The organism is Catenulispora rubra (assembly GCF_015356825.1).
In the GTDB taxonomy this organism is placed as follows: Bacteria; Actinomycetota; Actinomycetes; order Streptomycetales; family Catenulisporaceae; genus Catenulispora; species Catenulispora rubra.
In genome coordinates, this window is the sequence record NZ_JAACYW010000025.1 from 29,501 (window position 1) to 45,912 (window position 16,412).

The 16,412-nt window shown below is 70.1% G+C and carries 14 protein-coding genes; 11 read left to right on the forward strand and 3 right to left on the reverse strand.

Features of this window, described 5'->3' with window-relative positions; all coding sequences use genetic code 11:
* The first annotated feature begins 195 nt into the window (after positions 1-195).
* The 3 genes from GWK61_RS10045 to GWK61_RS10055 all read left to right on the forward strand — a co-directional run bounded on the left by GWK61_RS10045 (position 196) and on the right by GWK61_RS10055 (position 3,021).
* On the forward strand, positions 196-1,107 hold the full coding sequence (locus tag GWK61_RS10045; protein ID WP_323747484.1) for a MurR/RpiR family transcriptional regulator: 912 nt from the start codon (positions 196-198) through the stop codon (positions 1,105-1,107).
* Between the two features lie 118 nt (positions 1,108-1,225).
* Positions 1,226-1,738, forward strand: coding sequence for a helix-turn-helix domain-containing protein (locus GWK61_RS10050; RefSeq protein WP_194907569.1), 513 nt, complete (start codon positions 1,226-1,228; stop codon positions 1,736-1,738).
* A complete protein-coding gene (locus tag GWK61_RS10055; protein ID WP_194907571.1) occupies positions 1,738-3,021 on the forward strand; it encodes an MFS transporter in 1,284 nt (427 codons plus the stop codon). The genes GWK61_RS10050 and GWK61_RS10055 overlap by 1 nt, the downstream gene beginning before the upstream one ends.
* An 84-nt stretch (positions 3,022-3,105) precedes the next feature.
* Here the strand turns inward: GWK61_RS10055 and GWK61_RS10060 are convergent, their stop codons facing one another.
* Entirely contained in the window at positions 3,106-3,528 is a 423-nt protein-coding gene (locus tag GWK61_RS10060; protein ID WP_194907572.1) for a hypothetical protein, read from the reverse strand.
* 155 nt (positions 3,529-3,683) lie between these two features.
* Here GWK61_RS10060 and GWK61_RS10065 point away from each other — a divergent pair, with 155 nt between their 5' ends.
* Complete coding sequence (locus GWK61_RS10065; protein ID WP_194907574.1) at positions 3,684-4,349, forward strand: hypothetical protein; 666 nt, start codon at positions 3,684-3,686, stop codon at positions 4,347-4,349.
* A 73-nt stretch (positions 4,350-4,422) separates the two neighbouring features.
* Here the strand turns inward: GWK61_RS10065 and hutH are convergent, their stop codons facing one another.
* Entirely contained in the window at positions 4,423-5,976 is a 1,554-nt protein-coding gene (hutH, locus tag GWK61_RS10070) for a histidine ammonia-lyase (protein ID WP_194907576.1), read from the reverse strand.
* A 90-nt stretch (positions 5,977-6,066) separates the two neighbouring features.
* Here hutH and hutU point away from each other — a divergent pair, with 90 nt between their 5' ends.
* From hutU to hutI, 4 genes are all read left to right on the forward strand, one after another.
* Positions 6,067-7,737 (forward strand): urocanate hydratase, encoded by a 1,671-nt coding sequence (hutU, locus tag GWK61_RS10075; RefSeq protein ID WP_194907578.1) that lies wholly within the window; start codon positions 6,067-6,069, stop codon positions 7,735-7,737.
* Positions 7,738-7,802: 65 nt separating this feature from the next.
* Positions 7,803-8,996, forward strand: coding sequence for an allantoate amidohydrolase (locus GWK61_RS10080; RefSeq protein ID WP_194907657.1), 1,194 nt, complete (start codon positions 7,803-7,805; stop codon positions 8,994-8,996).
* Positions 8,993-10,387, forward strand: coding sequence for a formimidoylglutamate deiminase (locus GWK61_RS10085; protein ID WP_194907580.1), 1,395 nt, complete (start codon positions 8,993-8,995; stop codon positions 10,385-10,387). Before GWK61_RS10080 ends, GWK61_RS10085 begins: the two co-directional genes overlap by 4 nt.
* A 92-nt stretch (positions 10,388-10,479) precedes the next feature.
* The gene (gene hutI / locus GWK61_RS10090; protein WP_194907582.1) at positions 10,480-11,631 is read left to right on the forward strand and encodes an imidazolonepropionase; all 1,152 of its coding nucleotides are present in this window, start codon (positions 10,480-10,482) and stop codon (positions 11,629-11,631) included.
* A gap of 57 nt (positions 11,632-11,688) precedes the next feature.
* Here the strand turns inward: hutI and GWK61_RS10095 are convergent, their stop codons facing one another.
* The gene (locus GWK61_RS10095; RefSeq protein WP_194907593.1) at positions 11,689-13,083 is read right to left on the reverse strand and encodes a cell wall-binding repeat-containing protein; all 1,395 of its coding nucleotides are present in this window, start codon (positions 13,081-13,083) and stop codon (positions 11,689-11,691) included.
* A 133-nt stretch (positions 13,084-13,216) separates the two neighbouring features.
* Here GWK61_RS10095 and GWK61_RS10100 point away from each other — a divergent pair, with 133 nt between their 5' ends.
* The 3 genes from GWK61_RS10100 (at position 13,217) to GWK61_RS10110 (ending at position 16,345) form a co-directional block, all read left to right on the forward strand.
* Positions 13,217-14,539 carry an MFS transporter gene (locus GWK61_RS10100; RefSeq protein WP_194907595.1) on the forward strand — a complete coding sequence of 441 codons (1,323 nt, stop codon included), beginning with the start codon at positions 13,217-13,219 and terminating at the stop codon, positions 14,537-14,539.
* An 83-nt stretch (positions 14,540-14,622) separates the two neighbouring features.
* Complete coding sequence (locus GWK61_RS10105; RefSeq protein WP_194907597.1) at positions 14,623-15,183, forward strand: SigE family RNA polymerase sigma factor; 561 nt, start codon at positions 14,623-14,625, stop codon at positions 15,181-15,183.
* Positions 15,173-16,345: a hypothetical protein gene (locus GWK61_RS10110; RefSeq protein ID WP_194907600.1), complete on the forward strand. Its 1,173-nt coding sequence runs from the start codon at positions 15,173-15,175 to the stop codon at positions 16,343-16,345. Before GWK61_RS10105 ends, GWK61_RS10110 begins: the two co-directional genes overlap by 11 nt.
* Positions 16,346-16,412: the final 67 nt, after the last annotated feature.

The following is a 16,412-nucleotide window of genomic DNA, read 5'->3' on the forward strand; positions in this document are numbered from 1 at the left end:
CTACGCGTGCGTATCGACGGACACATCCCGATCACCGTCCGTACGGAGGGTACGGTAGTCGAGGCCCCAGATTATCCTACTGACGAGTAACTTCTGGCGCGCCACAAGTGATGTTGGCAGCACCGGCAGGGAGGAGGGAAGGCTGTGGCGGCCCCTGAGCCTGTGACTCCTACTACATCGGTCGACAATGCTGCTGTGTCGGCTGTGACTCCCGCTACATCCGCTGTCGCGACGTCCGCCGCGCGGCCGACCCCCTCGCTGCCACCTGCGGACGAGCTGCTGGCGTTGCTGGACGGACGGCGCCTGTCGCCCGCACAGCGACGGATAGCGCACTACCTTCTGGAGAACCTTCCCGAGGTCGCCTTCCTGTCGAGCATGGAGCTCGCCGAACGCGTCGGGGTGAGCCAGCCGTCGGTCACCAGGTTCGCGGCGGCGTTGGGCTTCTCGGGCTACCCGGAGCTGCGCGCCGCGTTGCGTCCGATCGCGCTCAGGGTCCCTGAGGCGGGCATCCACAGCGAACGCATAGCGGGGAACGAACTGCACTCCGCTCTCGAGAGCGACCAGGCGAACCTGGAGGCGCTGCACAAGTACGCCGCCGATCCGTCACGGCTGGCCCGGCTGGGCACCGACCTCGCCGCGTCGGAACCGCTCTCCGTGATCGGCCTAAGGATGTCCGCGCCTGTCGCCTCCTACTTCGCCTATGGAGCCGCACGCATTCACCCGGACGTCCGCATCATCGACACGCCGGGCTCGCCGGCCCATGAAGCTCTGCTGCGCGCGAAGTCCGCCGGCGGTACGTGGCTCGTGGCGTTCGTATTGCCGCGCTATTCGGCGGAGTCCGTCGTCATACTCCGGAGCGCTAGAGAGCTCGGACTCAAGACAGCTGTAGTGACGGACGTCCCGCTGGTGCCGTTCGCTCATTTGGCGGACGTACTCCTGCCCGTCGGCGTCGGGTCCCGGTCCGTCTTCGACTCGCACGCGGCGCCCATGGCGTTCGCCGCACTGTTGCTCCAGTCCCTCGCAGACGCCGCTCCAGAGCGGACGCAGGAGCGCCTGGAAGCCTACGAAGCCCTCGCGGAGACCCGCGGGTTCTACGTCGACAAGTGACGTAGCGCGACAAACACCCCCATCGCATCCCCCTGACGCCGGCTCTCGCACACCTTTCGCGAACCCAGTCGGTCAAGAACTCTTGACCAACGGTCAAGACTCCTTGACCATAGAACCCGTGACCACCGAAGAACCAGACAGCGTCCACATCCAGACGGACGAACAGCTGCGCGCCGTCGCCAGCCACACCCGGCACCGGATCCTGCGCGTCCTGCGGGACGGACCGGCGACCATCACGCAGATCGCCGAGCGCCTGGGGATCGCCAAGGGCAGCTCCAACCACCACGTGAAGGTGCTGGCGAAGGCCGGCCTGGTCGCGGTCGTGCAGACGCGCAAGGTCGGCGGGGTCACCGAGCAGTACTACGCGATGACCGGGCGGCGCATCGAGCTGCCGGAGCCCGGGGCCGGACAGCCCGAGACGCTGATGCGGCACGCGTTGGCCGACGTCGAGGACGCACCGCCGAACGAGCAGAAGACCATCGCCCTGAACCACGCACGGCTCAGCCCGGAGGCGTGGGAGGAGTTCAACAAGCGCGTCGAGGCGCTGATGGCGGAGCTCAGGGAGCTCTCGGATCCCACGCAGCCCGCCGCCGACCTGTTCATCGCGTTCTACCGACCGAAGGACGTCTGATGGCCGACAAGCTTCCCGCGCGCTTCTACCGCATATGGACCGCCTCCGCGGTCTCCGCCCTCGGCGACGGCGTCTACTTCGCGGCCGTCCCGCTGCTCGCGCTGACCATGACGCACAGTCCGATCCTGCTCGGCGCGATGGAGGCGTGCTCGCTGCTGCCCTGGCTGTTCTTCGGCATGATCGGCGGGGCGCTGGTCGACCGGTGGGATCGGCGGCGGACGATGGTGATCGCCGACATGTGCCGGTTCTTGTTGCTGGTGTTGGTGACGGCGCTGATAGCGGCTGGCGCCGCGAACATCTATGTGCTGTTCGTCGTCGTTTTCCTGCTGGGGATCGGGCAGGTGTTCTTCGACACCGCGTCGATCGCCTTCCTGCCAGAGGTACTGCCGCGGGACCTGGGCACGTTGCAGGTCGCCAACTCGCGATTGCAGGGGGCTCAGCAGGCCCTCGGCGGTTTCGTCGGGCCGCCGACCGGGTCGTTGTTGTTCGCGCTGGGGCGGTCGGTGCCGATTCTCGCCGACGCCGTGTCGTTCCTCTTCAGCTCCCTGACGATCTGGACGCTGCCCAAGTCGGCGCCGAAGCCGGCGCAGCCGCGGGGATTGCTGCTGCGCGAGGCGCGGGAGGGGGCGGCGTATCTGCTCGGGAACCGGTTGCTGGTGGGGATGGCGCTGCGGCCGGCGGTCGGGAACTTCGCGTTCATGGGGGCGAGCGCCGTGCTGGTGCTGTTCGTGAAGGAGACCCTGCACCTCGGGACCACGGCCTTCGGCCTCTACCTGACGGCGAACGCGATCGGGGCGCTGGTCGGGACGTCGTTCGCCCCGCGACTGACGGGCAAGCTCGGCACCGGCGGGACGCTGACGCTGACCGCGGTCGTGGAGGCCTTGGCACTGCTGGGGATCGGCCTCTCGCCGAACGCGTGGGTCGCCGCGGTCGGTGAGACGGTGCTCGGCGCCGCGATGGGCACCACGATGGGGCTGGGACCGGCGATCCGGCAGGCGATCGTGCCGGACCAGCTGATGGGGCGGGTCGCGGCGACGGGACGGTTGATCAACCTGAGCGCGGGCCCGCTGGGCGCGGTCTTCGGCGGATGGCTGGCGCACGTCGCGGGGCTGCGGGCGCCCTTCATCGTCGGGGCCGGGATCCTGGCCGCGATGGCGGTGGTCGCGGCCCGGATGACCAGCAACAAGCGGATCGAGGCGGCGCTGGCCGAAGCGGCCGAGCGACGGGAACGGGAAGCCGCGCGAAACGGTTCGGTAGCGGTGGCCGCTGAAGCAATGGCCTGATACCCACACTCAACAGCGACCGGCGATCTCGCGACAGACGGCGGTGCCGAGCGGCCCGCAGGCGACCCGGCACCGCCCCTCCTACTACACGTCGTACCAGCGAGCGGTCTGCCGCGCGATCCCCGCGCAGGCCGCCGCCAGCGGTATCTCGAACAGCACCGCCAGGACCAGCGCCTGCACGAAGTCGCCGCCCCGGGAGAGCATCACGTCGAACCAGGCGTCCATGCCGAACAGGGTCGCGGCCACGGTGGCGGCGGTCCGGGCCCGGTGGTCGTGCCGGACCAGCAGGATGCCGAGGGTGGCCAGCGCCAGCGCCTCCATGGTGTCCAGGCCGATCCACACGGTCGACCAGTGGCTCACCACGGCCCTGCCGTGCAGCGTGTTGGCCAGGAAGACCATCCACCCGACCAACACGATCGCCGACCCGACGAACGCGATCGCCATCTTGTGGCGGGCCGCCTGGGACGCCATCAGGGTCCTCGTCCACACCGAGAATCTCAGCCGCATGGCAATCATGATCTACGGCTGACCGGGTGCCGCGCCATGACGACCGCCCCAGGCCGCGGGTGGTGCCAGCCCTACCCCGGACCGTCTGTCAACCATCACGCAGGGTGACACGTCCTCCTTGCACGCAACACTCCTCACTTCGGACGGGGAATTCGATGAGTGGGACGGCAAGGATCCGCACAACAGTCGTCGCCGCAGGGTGCGCGATAGCCCTGGGTTCGATGCTCGGCGCGTGTGGAGCCACAAGCACGACCACAACCACAACCGCGAAGGCACCGGGCATCCTGGCCGGCACTCCGGCACCGGCGAAATCGCCGAGCGGCCCTTCCTTCCCGACAAACGGCCAGGCCTCGACGCCGGCGCCGGTAGTGTCCGAGTTCCTGACCGCAGATCAGCTCCCTGCGGGAAAGACCTACGGCTGGACCCGCGAATACATCACCCCGGTCCACGTCGAGGAACCGTTGGTACCCACCTGCTCCGCCGAAGGCGGAACCGAGCTCAACACCGCCGCCTGGGATGCGCTCTACCCATCGTCGGACCACCAAAGTTCCGCCGAAGAAGTCGTCCACACCTACGCCTCGGCGTCCTACGCGGCGTCACGCGTGGCGGCCTTCGTCCCCAAATGCGCCGGCATCACAGCGCAGACCAGCACCGGCTTTGCCTGGGCGGGCACCAACTCTGGAGTCTCTGGCCACGTCCTCTACGCCCGATGGAACAACAAGGTCGCGACTCTCACCATCACGCTGCACAAGGGCGACTACGACCCCGCACTCGACGCGAAGCTCCTCCAGGAGATGACCCAGCGCCTCGAAAACTCCTAGGCCACACAAAGCGGCGCGCGCCCACGGGATTGCAACCCACGGGCGCACGCCGGTCTGAGGTGAGGCGACGGCCTCAGTTCAGCGGCCCCACGGCCGTCTCCACGGCCGCGACCACCGCGCCGGACTTCAGCGCGTCCTCGGCGGCACGCAGCTCCGGCGACAGGTAGCGGTCCGGGCCGGGGCCGCCGACGCCGGCGTCCCGCAGGGCGCGCACGGCCGCGCCGGTGCCGGCGGCGGGCTGCAACGGCGCGCGCAGTTCCAGCGCCCGGGCGGCGGTGACGAGCTCGACGGCCAGGATGCGCCGCAGGTTGTCGACGGCGGTGCGGAGCTTGCGTGCGGCGGACCAGCCCATGGAGACGTGGTCCTCCTGCATCGCCGAGGAGGGGATGGAGTCCACGGAGGCCGGGACCGCCAGCCGCTTGTTCTCGCTGACCAATGCGGCCTGCGTGTACTGCGCGATCATCAGGCCGCTGTCGACGCCCGGGTCGTCGGCGAGGAAGGCGGGGAGGCCGTGCGAGCGCGCGACGTCGAGCATCCGGTCGGTGCGGCGTTCGGCGATGGAGCCGAGGTCGGCGGCGGCGATGGCGAGGAAGTCCAGGACCATGGCGACCGGGGCGCCGTGGAAGTTGCCGTTGGACTCCACGCGGCCGTCGGCCAGCAGCACCACCGGGTTGTCGACGATCGAGGCGAGTTCGCGCTCGGCGACGGTCGCGGCGTGCGCCATGGTGTCGCGGGTGGCGCCGGCGACCTGCGGGGCGCAGCGCAGCGAGTAGGCGTCCTGGACGCGGGTGCACTCGTTGGGCTCGCGGTGCGACTCCATGATCGCCGAGCCGTGCAGCACCTTCAGCAGGTTCGCGGCGGAGGCGGCCTGGCCCGGATGCGGCCGGATGGCGTGCAGTTCGGGGCGGAACACCTTGTCGGTGCCCAGCAGCGCCTCGACCGACATCGCGGCGGAGATGTCGGCGGTCTTCACCAGCTCGGACAGGTCGCCCAGGGCCAGGATCAGCATGCCGAGCATGCCGTCGGTGCCGTTGATGAGGGCCAGGCCCTCCTTGGGCGCCAGTTCCAGCGGCTCGATGCCGCTCTCGGCCAGGACCGGCCCAGCCTCGACCGCGGACACCCCGTCCGCACCGATGACTTCGCCCTCGCCCATCAGCACCAGGGCGACATGCGACAGCGGCGCCAGGTCGCCGGAACAGCCCAGCGAGCCGAACTCGCGCACCGCCGGCGTGATCCCGGAGTTCAGCAGCGCGGCCATGGTCTCGGCGACCACGGGACGCACGCCGGTGTGGCCGGTGGCCAGCGTCTTGAGCCGCATCAGGGTGAGCGCGCGGATCACCTCGGGCTCGACCAGCGAACCCATGCCGGCGGCGTGCGAGCGGATCAGGGAGCGCTGCAGCTGCGCGCGCATCTCCGGATCGATGTGCCGGGTGGCCAACGCCCCGAAGCCGGTGGAGATGCCGTACGCCGGCGTCGGCGCCGCGGCCAGCCGGTCCACCAGGGCCCGGCCCTCGGCCAGCGCCTTCAGCGCGGTCGCGGACAGCTCGACCCGGGCGCCCCCGCGGGCCACGGCGACCACCTCGCCGAATGTGAGGTCCCCGTCACCGATAACCACAGTCGCGCTCATCCGTCACCTGCTCCCTTGTGCGGTGTCGACTTCGTCTGAATGAATGAGATCATACGGTCGATCGCCCGCATGAATGAGAGGGGTCCAGGAATGACCGCGACCAGTGGTCCGCGCCCGGTCCGCGCCGCCCGAGGCACAAGCATCACCGCACAGGGCTGGCAGCAGGAAGCCGCCATGCGCATGTTGATGAACAACCTCGACCCGGAGGTCGCCGAGCATCCCGACGAGCTGGTCGTCTACGGCGGCACCGGCAAGGCGGCGCGCAACTGGGCGTCCTTCGACGCGATGGTGCGTACCCTGCAGACGCTGAAGAACGACGAGACCATGCTGGTGCAGTCCGGCAAGCCGGTCGGCGTCATGCAGACCCACGAGTGGGCGCCGCGCGTCCTGCTCGCGAACTCCAACCTGGTCGGCGACTGGGCGAACTGGGAGGAGTTCCGGCGTCTGGAGGCCCTGGGCCTGACCATGTACGGCCAGATGACCGCCGGCTCCTGGATCTACATCGGCACACAGGGCATTCTGCAGGGCACCTACGAGACGTTCGCTGCGGTCGCCGCCAAGAAGTTCAACAGCACCCTGGCCGGGACCATCACCCTGACCGCGGGTCTGGGCGGCATGGGCGGCGCGCAGCCGCTGGCCGTCACGATGAACAACGGTGTGGCGATCTGTATCGACTGCGACGAGCGCTCGATCGACCGCCGCGTCGAGCACCGCTACCTGGACGTGAAGGCGACCTCGCTGGACCACGCGCTCCAGCTGGCCACCGAGGCCCGCGACAAGCGCGAGCCGCTGTCGATCGGCGTGCTGGGCAACGCCGCCGAGCTGGTCCCGCAGCTGCTGGCGATGGACGCGCCGATCGACATCGTCACCGACCAGACCTCGGCGCACGACCCGCTGGCGTACCTGCCGCTCGGCGTGGACTTCCACGACATGAAGCAGTACGCGAAGGACAAGCCGGCCGAGTTCACGCAGCGTGCCCGCGAGTCGATGGCCAAGCACGTCGAGGCGATGGTCGGCTTCCAGGACAAGGGCGCCGAGGTCTTCGACTACGGCAACTCGATCCGCGGCGAGGCGCAGCTGGCCGGGTACACCCGGGCCTTCGACTTCCCCGGCTTCGTCCCGGCCTACATCCGTCCGCTGTTCTGCGAGGGCAAGGGGCCGTTCCGCTGGGCCGCGCTGTCCGGCGAGGCGAGCGACATCGCCGAGACCGACAAGGCGATCCTGGAGCTGTTCCCGGAGAATGAGTCGCTGGCGCGGTGGATCAAGATGGCCGGCGAGCGCGTCCACTTCCAGGGCCTGCCGGCGCGCATCTGCTGGCTCGGCTACGGCGAGCGCGACCGGGCCGGCGAGCGGTTCAACGACATGGTCGCCTCCGGTGAGCTGGTCGCGCCGATCGTCATCGGCCGCGACCACCTGGACGCCGGTTCCGTGGCCTCGCCGTACCGGGAGACCGAGGCGATGGCCGACGGCTCCGACGCGATCGCCGACTGGCCGCTGCTGAACGCGATGGTGAACGTGGCCTCGGGCGCGTCGTGGGTGTCGATCCACCACGGCGGCGGCGTCGGCATGGGCCGCTCGATCCACGCCGGGCAGGTCACGGTCGCCGACGGCACGAAGCTGGCCGGGGAGAAGGTGCGCCGGGTGCTGACCAACGACCCGGGCATGGGTGTCATCCGGCACGTCGACGCCGGGTACGACCGCGCGGACGAGGTCGCCGCGGAGCGCGGCGTGCGGGTGCCGATGCGTGAGGGTGACGCGTAACAGTGTCCTTGCAAACTGCTATCCACAGGGCTGTGGATGAAGCAGAAGCGAGCAGCTACCTGGAGATGTGGCGCTCGCTTCTGCCCCTCGGCCTGAACTCCGACACCGGCGGCTACCGCCGTTTCGCTTGGAACACCGCGGATCTGGCATGCCGCGAATGGTTCCGCTCCGAGGCCGCCGCGCGCGGCCTGGAGGTGGAGACCGACCGCAACGGCAACCTGTGGGCGTGGTGGGGGCCGAAGGGCCCCGGCGCCGTGGTCACCGGGTCGCATCTGGACTCGGTGCCGGACGGCGGGGCGTTCGACGGGCCGCTGGGCGTCGTGTCGTCGTTCGCGGCGGTCGACGTGCTGCGGGCTCGCGGCTTCAGCCCGGCCAAGCCCTTCGCAGTGGCCTGTTTCTCCGACGAGGAGGGTGCGCGGTTCGGCATCGCCTGCGCCGGATCCCGGTTGATGACCGGCGCGCTGTCCGCCGAGAAGGCGCGCGGCTTGTGCGATCTGAACGGCACGACGATGGCGGCCGCGATGGAGCAGGCGGGACAGGACCCTGCCACGCTCGGTCGTGACGACGAGCGCCTGGAAGGCATCGCCGCGTACGTCGAACTGCACGTCGAGCAGGGCAAGGCGCTGGCGTTCACCGAGTCGCCGGTCGCGGTGGCCTCGGCCATCTGGCCGCACAGCCGCTGGCGCTTCGAGTTCGCCGGCGAGGCCAACCACGCCGGGACCACCCGGTTGGAGGACCGGCGCGACCCGATGCTCACCTATGCGAACGCCGTGCTGGCGGCCCGCAAGAAGGCCAAGCTCGGCGGCGCGGTGGCGACGTTCGGGCGGCTGGTGGTGGAGCCCAACGGCACGAACGCCATCCCTTCGCGGGTGCGCGCCTGGCTGGACGTCCGGGCCCCGGGTGATGAGATCCTGGCGGCCGTGACCGAGGAGATCATCAAGGCCGCGGACGAGCGGGCGGGCCGGGACGGCACCGTTTTGAGCACCGAACGGGAGTCCCACACTCCGGTCGTCGAATTCGACGACGTTTTGCGGAACCGTCTGGCGGGCAGTCTTCGTCAAACGTTCGGCGCCGTTCCCGTGCTGCCGACTGGCGCGGGGCACGACGCCGGGATCCTGGCGGCGGCCGTACCGACCGCGATGCTGTACGTCCGCAACCCGACCGGCGTGTCCCACGCGCCCGGCGAGCACGCGGAGGACCGCGACTGCCTGGCCGGGGTGACCGCACTCGCCGACGTGTTGCAGGAGCTGTGCCAGTGACTTTGCCCGAGAAGCCGCAGACCCCTACCGGTTCACCCACTCCGTCCACCACGTCGTTCTGGTGCGAGCTGGCCTGGATCGGCGGCGAGATCAAGAGCAAGGTCCTCATCGAGGTGGCGCAGGGGCGCGTCTCCTCGATCACCTGCGGGGTGAAACCCCGCCCCGAGAAGGCCGAGAAGCTGTCCGGCCTGACCGTCCCGGGCCTGGCGAACGTGCACTCGCACGCCTTCCACCGCGCGCTGCGCGGCCGCACCCAGGTCGAGTCCGGCACCTTCTGGACCTGGCGCGAGCGCATGTACGAGGCCGCCGCGCACCTGGACCCGGACTCCTACCGCGAACTGGCCACGGCGGTCTTCGCCGAGATGGCGCTGGCCGGCATCACCGCGGTCGGCGAGTTCCACTACCTGCACCACTCGCCCAAGGGCGGCCTGTATCAGGACCCGAACGCCATGGGCCACGCCATGGCCGAGGCCGCCGGGGCGGCGGGGATCCGCATCACCCTGCTGGACACGTGCTACCTGTCCGGCGGCTTCGACACGGAGCTGAACGACGTCCAGCGCCGCTTCTCCGACGGCGACGCGTCGCGCTGGGCCGACCGGGTCGAGGCGCTGCGCAAGGCGTACGCCGGCTCCGACACGGTGCGGATCGGCGCGGCGGTGCACAGCGTCCGCGCGGTCCCGGTGGACCAGCTCTCGCCGGTGGTGGCCTTCGCGGCGGAGAACGAGATGCCGCTGCACGTCCACCTGTCCGAACAGCGCGCGGAGAACGACGCCTGCCTGGTCCGCCACCACAAGACGCCGACGGAACTCCTGCACGCCCACGGCGCCCTCGGCCCCCGCACCACGGCCGTGCACGCCACGCACCTGTCGCAGATGGACATCGACCTGCTGGGCACCTCCGGCACGGCGGTCTGCATGTGCCCCACCACCGAACGCGACCTCGCGGACGGCATCGGCCCAGCGCACGCCTGCCACCTGGCGGGCTCCCCGGTGAACCTGGGCTCGGACTCCCACGCGGTCATCGACCTCTTCGAAGAAGCCCGCGCGGTGGAACTCGACGAGCGCCTGCGCACGGAGCGCCGCGGCCACTGGCTCGCCGCGGAACTGCTGCAGGCGGCAACGGCAGCAGGCCACGCATCCCTCGGCTGGCCGTCGACCGGGCGCCTGGAAGTCGGGGCGCTGGCGGACTTCACGACGATCGCCCTGGACACGGTGCGCTTGGCGGGGGTCCAACCCGCGCACGCCGCCGAATCGGTGATCTTCGCAGCGACCGCGGCGGACGTGCGGCATGTCGTGGTCGGCGGCCGGTTCACGGTGCGCGATCATCAGCACGCGCTGGTGGAGGACGTGCCGGGGCGGCTGAAGGCGTCGATCGGGGCGATCTTCAAGTAGGGGCGGCGGTGCGTTAGGCGCGGCGGCGGCTGTCGGTACAGGCGGCGATACTCGTAAAAGGGGTGAATCCCCCGTAACATAATGGAAGCACCGTGACCACCACCCTCCTCACCAACATCGCCGAACTCACCACCCACGCCGCCCCCGGCACCCTCACCGACGCCGCCCTCGTCATCGCCGACGGCCGCGTCGCCTGGACCGGCCCGTCGGCGCAGGCGCCCGATGCCGACGAGCGGGTCGATCTCGGGGGCCGCGCGGTGATTCCCGGCTTCGTCGACAGCCACGCGCACCTCGTCTTCGCCGGGGATCGGTCGCAGGAGTTCGCCGCGCGGATGACCGGCACGCCCTACAGCGCCGGTGGCATCCGGACCACGGTCGCCGCCACCCGTGCCGCGTCCGACGACGACCTGCGCGCCAACCTGAAGCGCCTCACCGGCGAGATGCTGCGGCAGGGCACGACGACCGTCGAGTGCAAGTCCGGCTACGGCCTCACCGTCGAGGACGAGGCTCGCGCCCTGCGCCTCGCGCGCGAGCAGGTCGAGGCGGTCACGTACCTCGGTGCGCACGTGGTCCCCGCCGAGTACAAGGACCGGCCCGAGGAGTACGTCGACCTCGTCAAGGGGCCGATGCTCGATGCCTGCGCGCCGTTCGCCGACTACGCCGACGTCTTCTGCGAGCGCGGGGCCTTCGACGCGGAGCAGACCCGCGAGATCCTGACCGCCGCCCGGGCCAAGGGCCTGGACCTGCGCCTGCACGCCAACCAGCTCGGCAACGGCCCCGGCGTGCAGCTCGCGGTCGAGTTCGGGGCGGCCTCCGCCGACCACTGCACGTTCCTCGACGACAAGGACATCGCGGCCCTCGCCGGATCGCAGACTGTCGCGACGCTGCTGCCCGGCGTCGAGTTCTCGACGCGCTCGCCGTACCCGGACGCCCGGCGCCTGCTGGAAGCCGGCGCGACCGTCGCCATCGCCACCGACTGCAACCCGGGGTCCTGCTACACCAACTCGATGCCGTTCTGCATCGCGGTGGCGGTGCGCGACATGCACATGTCGCCCGCGGAGGCGCTGTGGGCCGCGACCGTCGGCGGCGCCAAGGCCCTGCGCCGCGAGGACGTCGGCCACCTCGGCGTCGGCGCCCGCGCGGACTTCGCCGTCCTGGACGCCCCGAGCCACCTCCACCTCGCCTACCGGCCGGGCGTCCCGCTTGTCCACAGGGTGTGGAAAAACGGGACGCCCGTCAGCTAGCGACCGACGCGGCCGGCGAAGCAGGTCATCGCGGACCGACGAACACAGCAGAAAACCTCACGGGTTGTACTGTCCCGTGTGCGCAGCATCGGTGATCTGCTTGTACACGTTGTCCGTGATCGCCTTCGGCCCGCCGAACACGTCGACATAGGCCACCCCGGGCTGCTTGCCCATCGCGTCGAAATACCCGCCGATCGCGTCGGGCAGGCTGTTCGGGTCGGTCAGCAGCAGCGGCTGCTGCACGTTCGCCACGTACGTCGCGCCGGTCAGCGCGTCCGCGAACGTCGCGCCGCTGGCCACGCCGACCAGGTAGGTCTGCGGGAACTCGCCGAACACCTTCGCCGAGGTCTCGTACCGGTTCGCGCCGTACAGCTCGCTGTGGCACTGCCCGCCGGCCAGCGCGCTCAGCGCGTGCACCGCCGCGCCGCCGACGGCCGTGACCGCGTTGCAGTTCGAGGTGCCCAGCTTGCCCTTGACGTACGCCGAGGTGCTCGGGTCGAAAAAGTTCGGGCCGTCGGTCAGGATGATCGCGGCCGGCTGCGGCGCCTGGCCGGCGACCGAGGTGGCCCGGGGGCCGGCGGCCAGCGGGCCGGCCGACAGCGCGTCCGGGAAGTCCTTGCCGGTGGCCACGACCACGTCCGCCGGGTCGCCGAGGCCGAACTTCGCCACCTGCAGCGCGGTGTCGAAGCGGGTCTGGCCGGCGAAGCGCTGGACCTTGTAGCCCTCGTTGAGCAGCTGCTGGTCGACCGTCGCCGGGACCGCGGCGTAGCCGCCGAGGATGAAGACGGTGCGGCCCTTGGGCACCACGCGGTTGATCTCGTCGTTGGCCGGCCCGTAGAGCCCGGCGTTCGACGGGGTCAGCAGCAGCGGACCGCGCTTGTAGAACGCCAGCGGTCCGCCGGCGAGAGCGTCCGGGAACGTGCCGGAAGTCGCGATGACCGCGGTCTCGGCCTGGCCCCAGCTGCTCTTCGGATCCACCGCGAGCCACTGCTTCTGCGAGATCTTCACCGCGGTGTCCAGCCGGTCCGCGCCGGCGATCCGGGTGACCTGCGCCTGCCCGGCAGCACCCCCCACCAGCAGGTGGGCGCTTTCCCGAGCCGGGGAGTAGCCCGGCCACTGGAGCGTCAGGGTCACGCGATAGACGCCGGGGTTCTGGTAGGTGTGCGCGACGTCGACGTCGGTCGACAGCGACGCCTGCTGGCCGTCGCCGAAGTCCAGGACGGCCTTGCAGCCGTTGCCCGGGTCGATGGTGTTGCCGGCGACCCGGATCATGATGTTCGCGGGCGCCACCGCGGCAGGCGGATTGAAGCTGATCAGGGCCTGCTTCTCCAGCCCCGAGGCGCAGGTTCCGGAGTCGGTCGCGGCGTGCGCCGGCGCCACGGCCAGCGCCGAGGCGGCCGCTCCCGAGACCAGCGCGACGGCGGTGAGTAGGCTGGATGTTCTGCGTTTCATTGGCGAGAAGCCCCCTATACCCGTGGGACGGTGACGTCAGGAGCCTCGCGTAGTTCGCGTCCGTCATCAAAGCTCAGACTACGTATAGACCGTCGATAAAACGCTGTGGGTAAATGTGCCGGGGGGACAGCCTTTGAAGACGATTATCAACCGGGACTTCACGCGGCTCTGGTACGGCCAGGCGGTCTCAAAAGTCGGCGACTACGTCTTCAATACGACGCTCGTCCTGTGGATCGCGACGAAACTGGGCTATCACAAGAGCTGGGCCGCCGGCGCGGTGTCCGGGGTGCTGATCGCAGGACTGGTCGCGATGTTCGCCATAGCCCCGGCTGCCGGGGTCTTCGCAGACCGCTGGAACCGCAAGCGCACGATGCTGCGGATGGACGCGGTCCGCGCCGTCCTGGTCGGCGGGCTCGCCGCGGTCGCGTTCCTGCCGGCCGACCGGCTCCCGGTCGGCGTGTGGCTCGCGCTCATCTACGCGGTCGTCTTCGCCGTCAACGCGGCCGGGACTTTCTTCGGCCCGTCACGCATGGCCGTCGTGCCCGACGTGGTCGACGGCCCCGCGGAGATCGCCAAGGCGTCCGGCATCACGCAGTCCACCGACGCGCTGGCCGGGATGATCGGTCCGCCGCTGGCCGCGCCGCTGTTGTTCGCCGGCGGCGTGCAGTGGGCGATCGTCATCAATGCCCTGTCTTATGTGGTGTCGTTCATGATGATCCGCACAGTGTCCATCCCGGACAACGCCCCGACCGCCGCCGAGAGGTCCGGATCGCGCTTCTGGTCGGAGTTCGCGGTGGGGATCAGGTTCTTCGGCAGGACCAGGGTCCTGATCGTCGTCATCGTCTCGGCCTGCATCGCGAACTTCGGCGGCCAGGCGATGAACACCCTGGACGTCTTCTTCACCACCCAGAACCTGCACGCGGCGCCCAAGCTATACGGCCTGCTCGGGATGGCGGCCGGAGCCGGGGCCATCGTCGGCGGCCTGCTGTCCACCCGGGTCGTCGCCCGGATCGGGACGACGAAGGCGATCTGGACGACCGTCGGCACCTCGGGCCTGCTCGTCCTGGTCTACGCCCGGCAGACGTCGATCTGGGCCGCGATCCCCGTCATCTTCCTGGGCCTGCTGCCGGTGGCGATGGTCAACGCGGCCATCGAGCCGCTGGTGATCCAGGTGACGCCGCGGGCCATGCTGGGCCGCGTGGTCTCGGTGATCATGCCGGTGATCAGCGTGACGCAGCTCGGCTCGACGGTGCTGATCGGCTGGCTGTTCAGCACGGTCATGCTGCACTTCCACGCCGACGTCGGCGGACTGCACATGGGCCCGATCGACACCATGTTCACGATCACCGGCCTGCTGTTCGTCGCCGCCGCGGTCTACGCCTACCTCATGCTGCCGCGCGACGGCGTGGTGGCCGCGGCGGAATCGCCGGACGAGGCAGAGCATGTAGCCGTCTGAGAATCCGATGCAACCATCTCGACGCCTCAGCACTCTGAAGCGGCTGTCATGAACGACAGCACACCACAGAGGGCGGGGATCCGGTGCTAGGCAGGCTCAACGAAGAAGAGCTCGCGGACTTCACCGAGTTCGCCCAGGCCCGACAGCGGCACCTGATGCGGACGGCGTTCCTGCTGAGCGGGAACCGCCAGTCCGCGCAGGACCTGACGCAGACGGCGCTGCTGGACCTGTGCCGGGCCTGGCGCCGGGTGCGGCGGGTCGACGACGTCGACGCCTACGCGCACCGCGTCCTCATCAACGCCTACCGGACCGCGGCCCGCAAAGCAGACCGGGAGCGGAAGGCGTTGTGGAACAAGGCCTGGGAGTCCGGCATCGCCGACGACGGCACCGCCCCGGACCGGACCGTCGGCATGCGCCTGTCGCTGCTGTCGGCGCTGGACCGGCTGCCGCCGAAGGCGCGGGCCGTGGTCGTGCTGCGGTACTGGGAGGACCTGAGCGTGGAGGCGACGGCCGCCGCGCTCGGGTGCTCGACCGGCACCGTCAAGAGCCAGTCGTCGCGGGCCCTGGCCAGGCTGCGCACGATGCTCGGCGACGGGTTCGCCACCTCCGATTCCGAGCTCTGGGAGAACTCCTATGGGAACTGAACACCCCGACACCGAAAGGATGCACCGGCTGTTCGGCGACGCGTTGGACGACGTCGATCTGACCGGCGACGTCGTCCCCACGGTCCTGACCGGCTACCGGCACAGGGTCAGGATCCGGCGCTACCAGGGCGCCGGCGTCGCGCTGGCGGTACTGGCCACGGCCGGGGTCGCGGTCAGCGCGCTGCCCCGCGGCACCGGCACCGGCACCGGCACCGACGCCGGGATGGTGACGCCCGGGACGGCTCCAGCGAAGCAGTACACGGGCTACTGCGAGCATCGCCAATGGGTCGCGATACCGAGTATCGAAGTGATTTCGGTGAACGCGCTGGCCCCGGACGCACAGGCAGCGGCCGATCAGGCGAACTGCAAGGCCCTGCAAACGGCTCTGCAGTCCGTGTACCCCACCGTCCAGATCGTTCCGCAGTTCAACCCCGACCTCACCCGCGACCCGCGCGTCGACCAGTCGCTCCTGAAGAGGATCGACGCGAACAAGAGCTCCGATCCGGGCAAGTGGTCCGCCGACACCGCGAAGAACTTCGGGGCCGAGCTGAAGTACCTGGCCGTCCACCCGGAGGATCCGGCGAACACCTACATGCCCGACCAGTACGAGATCGTCACGGCCGCGGGCCGGGAATCCCTCGGGGTCAGCCGCGCGAGCGACGCCACCGTCCCCAACCACCCCGAGGTGTTCGTGGGACTGGCCGAGTCCGACAACTGCGCGAACATCCCCTCGGTTCTGGTCGGGAAGATCCACTGCACGCCGGTCGGCGTCGCAGCCGGCTGGCACGGAGCGTTGTGGGACACACCGCCCGGCGGTGTGAACGCCGCGCAGCAGACGGGTGTCGTGACCAACGGCCGGGGGACGGCCATCGAGCTCTGGGGCGACGGGAACGACTACCAGGCCTGGTACCACGAAGGGATGTACACCGTCGGCATGGGAGGGATGGGATCGGGCCTGCCCGGCAACACCTGGATCAACCGTTGGACCGGTCAGACCTATGAGGGCGACGCACCGCCGTCCCTGCACGCCCTGACCGACGCGCAGTGGGCACAGTTCCTCAACGCGCCGGCGTTCCAGAAGTTCGCGGACAGCTACCTCGCTTACCTCAGCAAGCTGCCGACGCCCCAGCACGGGGCGCCGAGCCCGACCCGCAGTCACTGACCGAGCGGCGCGAACCCGGATCAACACAGAGCCTCAAGCACAAAGCGGCTGCCAATCGAATCCAAGT

Excerpts from the sequence above, each read along its gene's own strand:
- GWK61_RS10055 (WP_194907571.1), top strand. The coding sequence starts at position 1,738 with ATGGCCGACAAGCTTCCCGCGCGCTTCTACCGCATATGGACCGCCTCC.
- GWK61_RS10060 (WP_194907572.1), bottom strand. The coding sequence starts at position 3,528 with ATGCGGCTGAGATTCTCGGTGTGGACGAGGACCCTGATGGCGTCCCAG.
- GWK61_RS10065 (WP_194907574.1), top strand. The coding sequence starts at position 3,684 with ATGAGTGGGACGGCAAGGATCCGCACAACAGTCGTCGCCGCAGGGTGC.
- hutH (WP_194907576.1), bottom strand. The coding sequence starts at position 5,976 with ATGAGCGCGACTGTGGTTATCGGTGACGGGGACCTCACATTCGGCGAG.
- hutU (WP_194907578.1), top strand. The coding sequence starts at position 6,067 with ATGACCGCGACCAGTGGTCCGCGCCCGGTCCGCGCCGCCCGAGGCACA.
- GWK61_RS10080 (WP_194907657.1), top strand. The coding sequence starts at position 7,803 with ATGTGGCGCTCGCTTCTGCCCCTCGGCCTGAACTCCGACACCGGCGGC.
- GWK61_RS10095 (WP_194907593.1), bottom strand. The coding sequence starts at position 13,083 with ATGAAACGCAGAACATCCAGCCTACTCACCGCCGTCGCGCTGGTCTCG.
- GWK61_RS10110 (WP_194907600.1), top strand. The coding sequence starts at position 15,173 with ATGGGAACTGAACACCCCGACACCGAAAGGATGCACCGGCTGTTCGGC.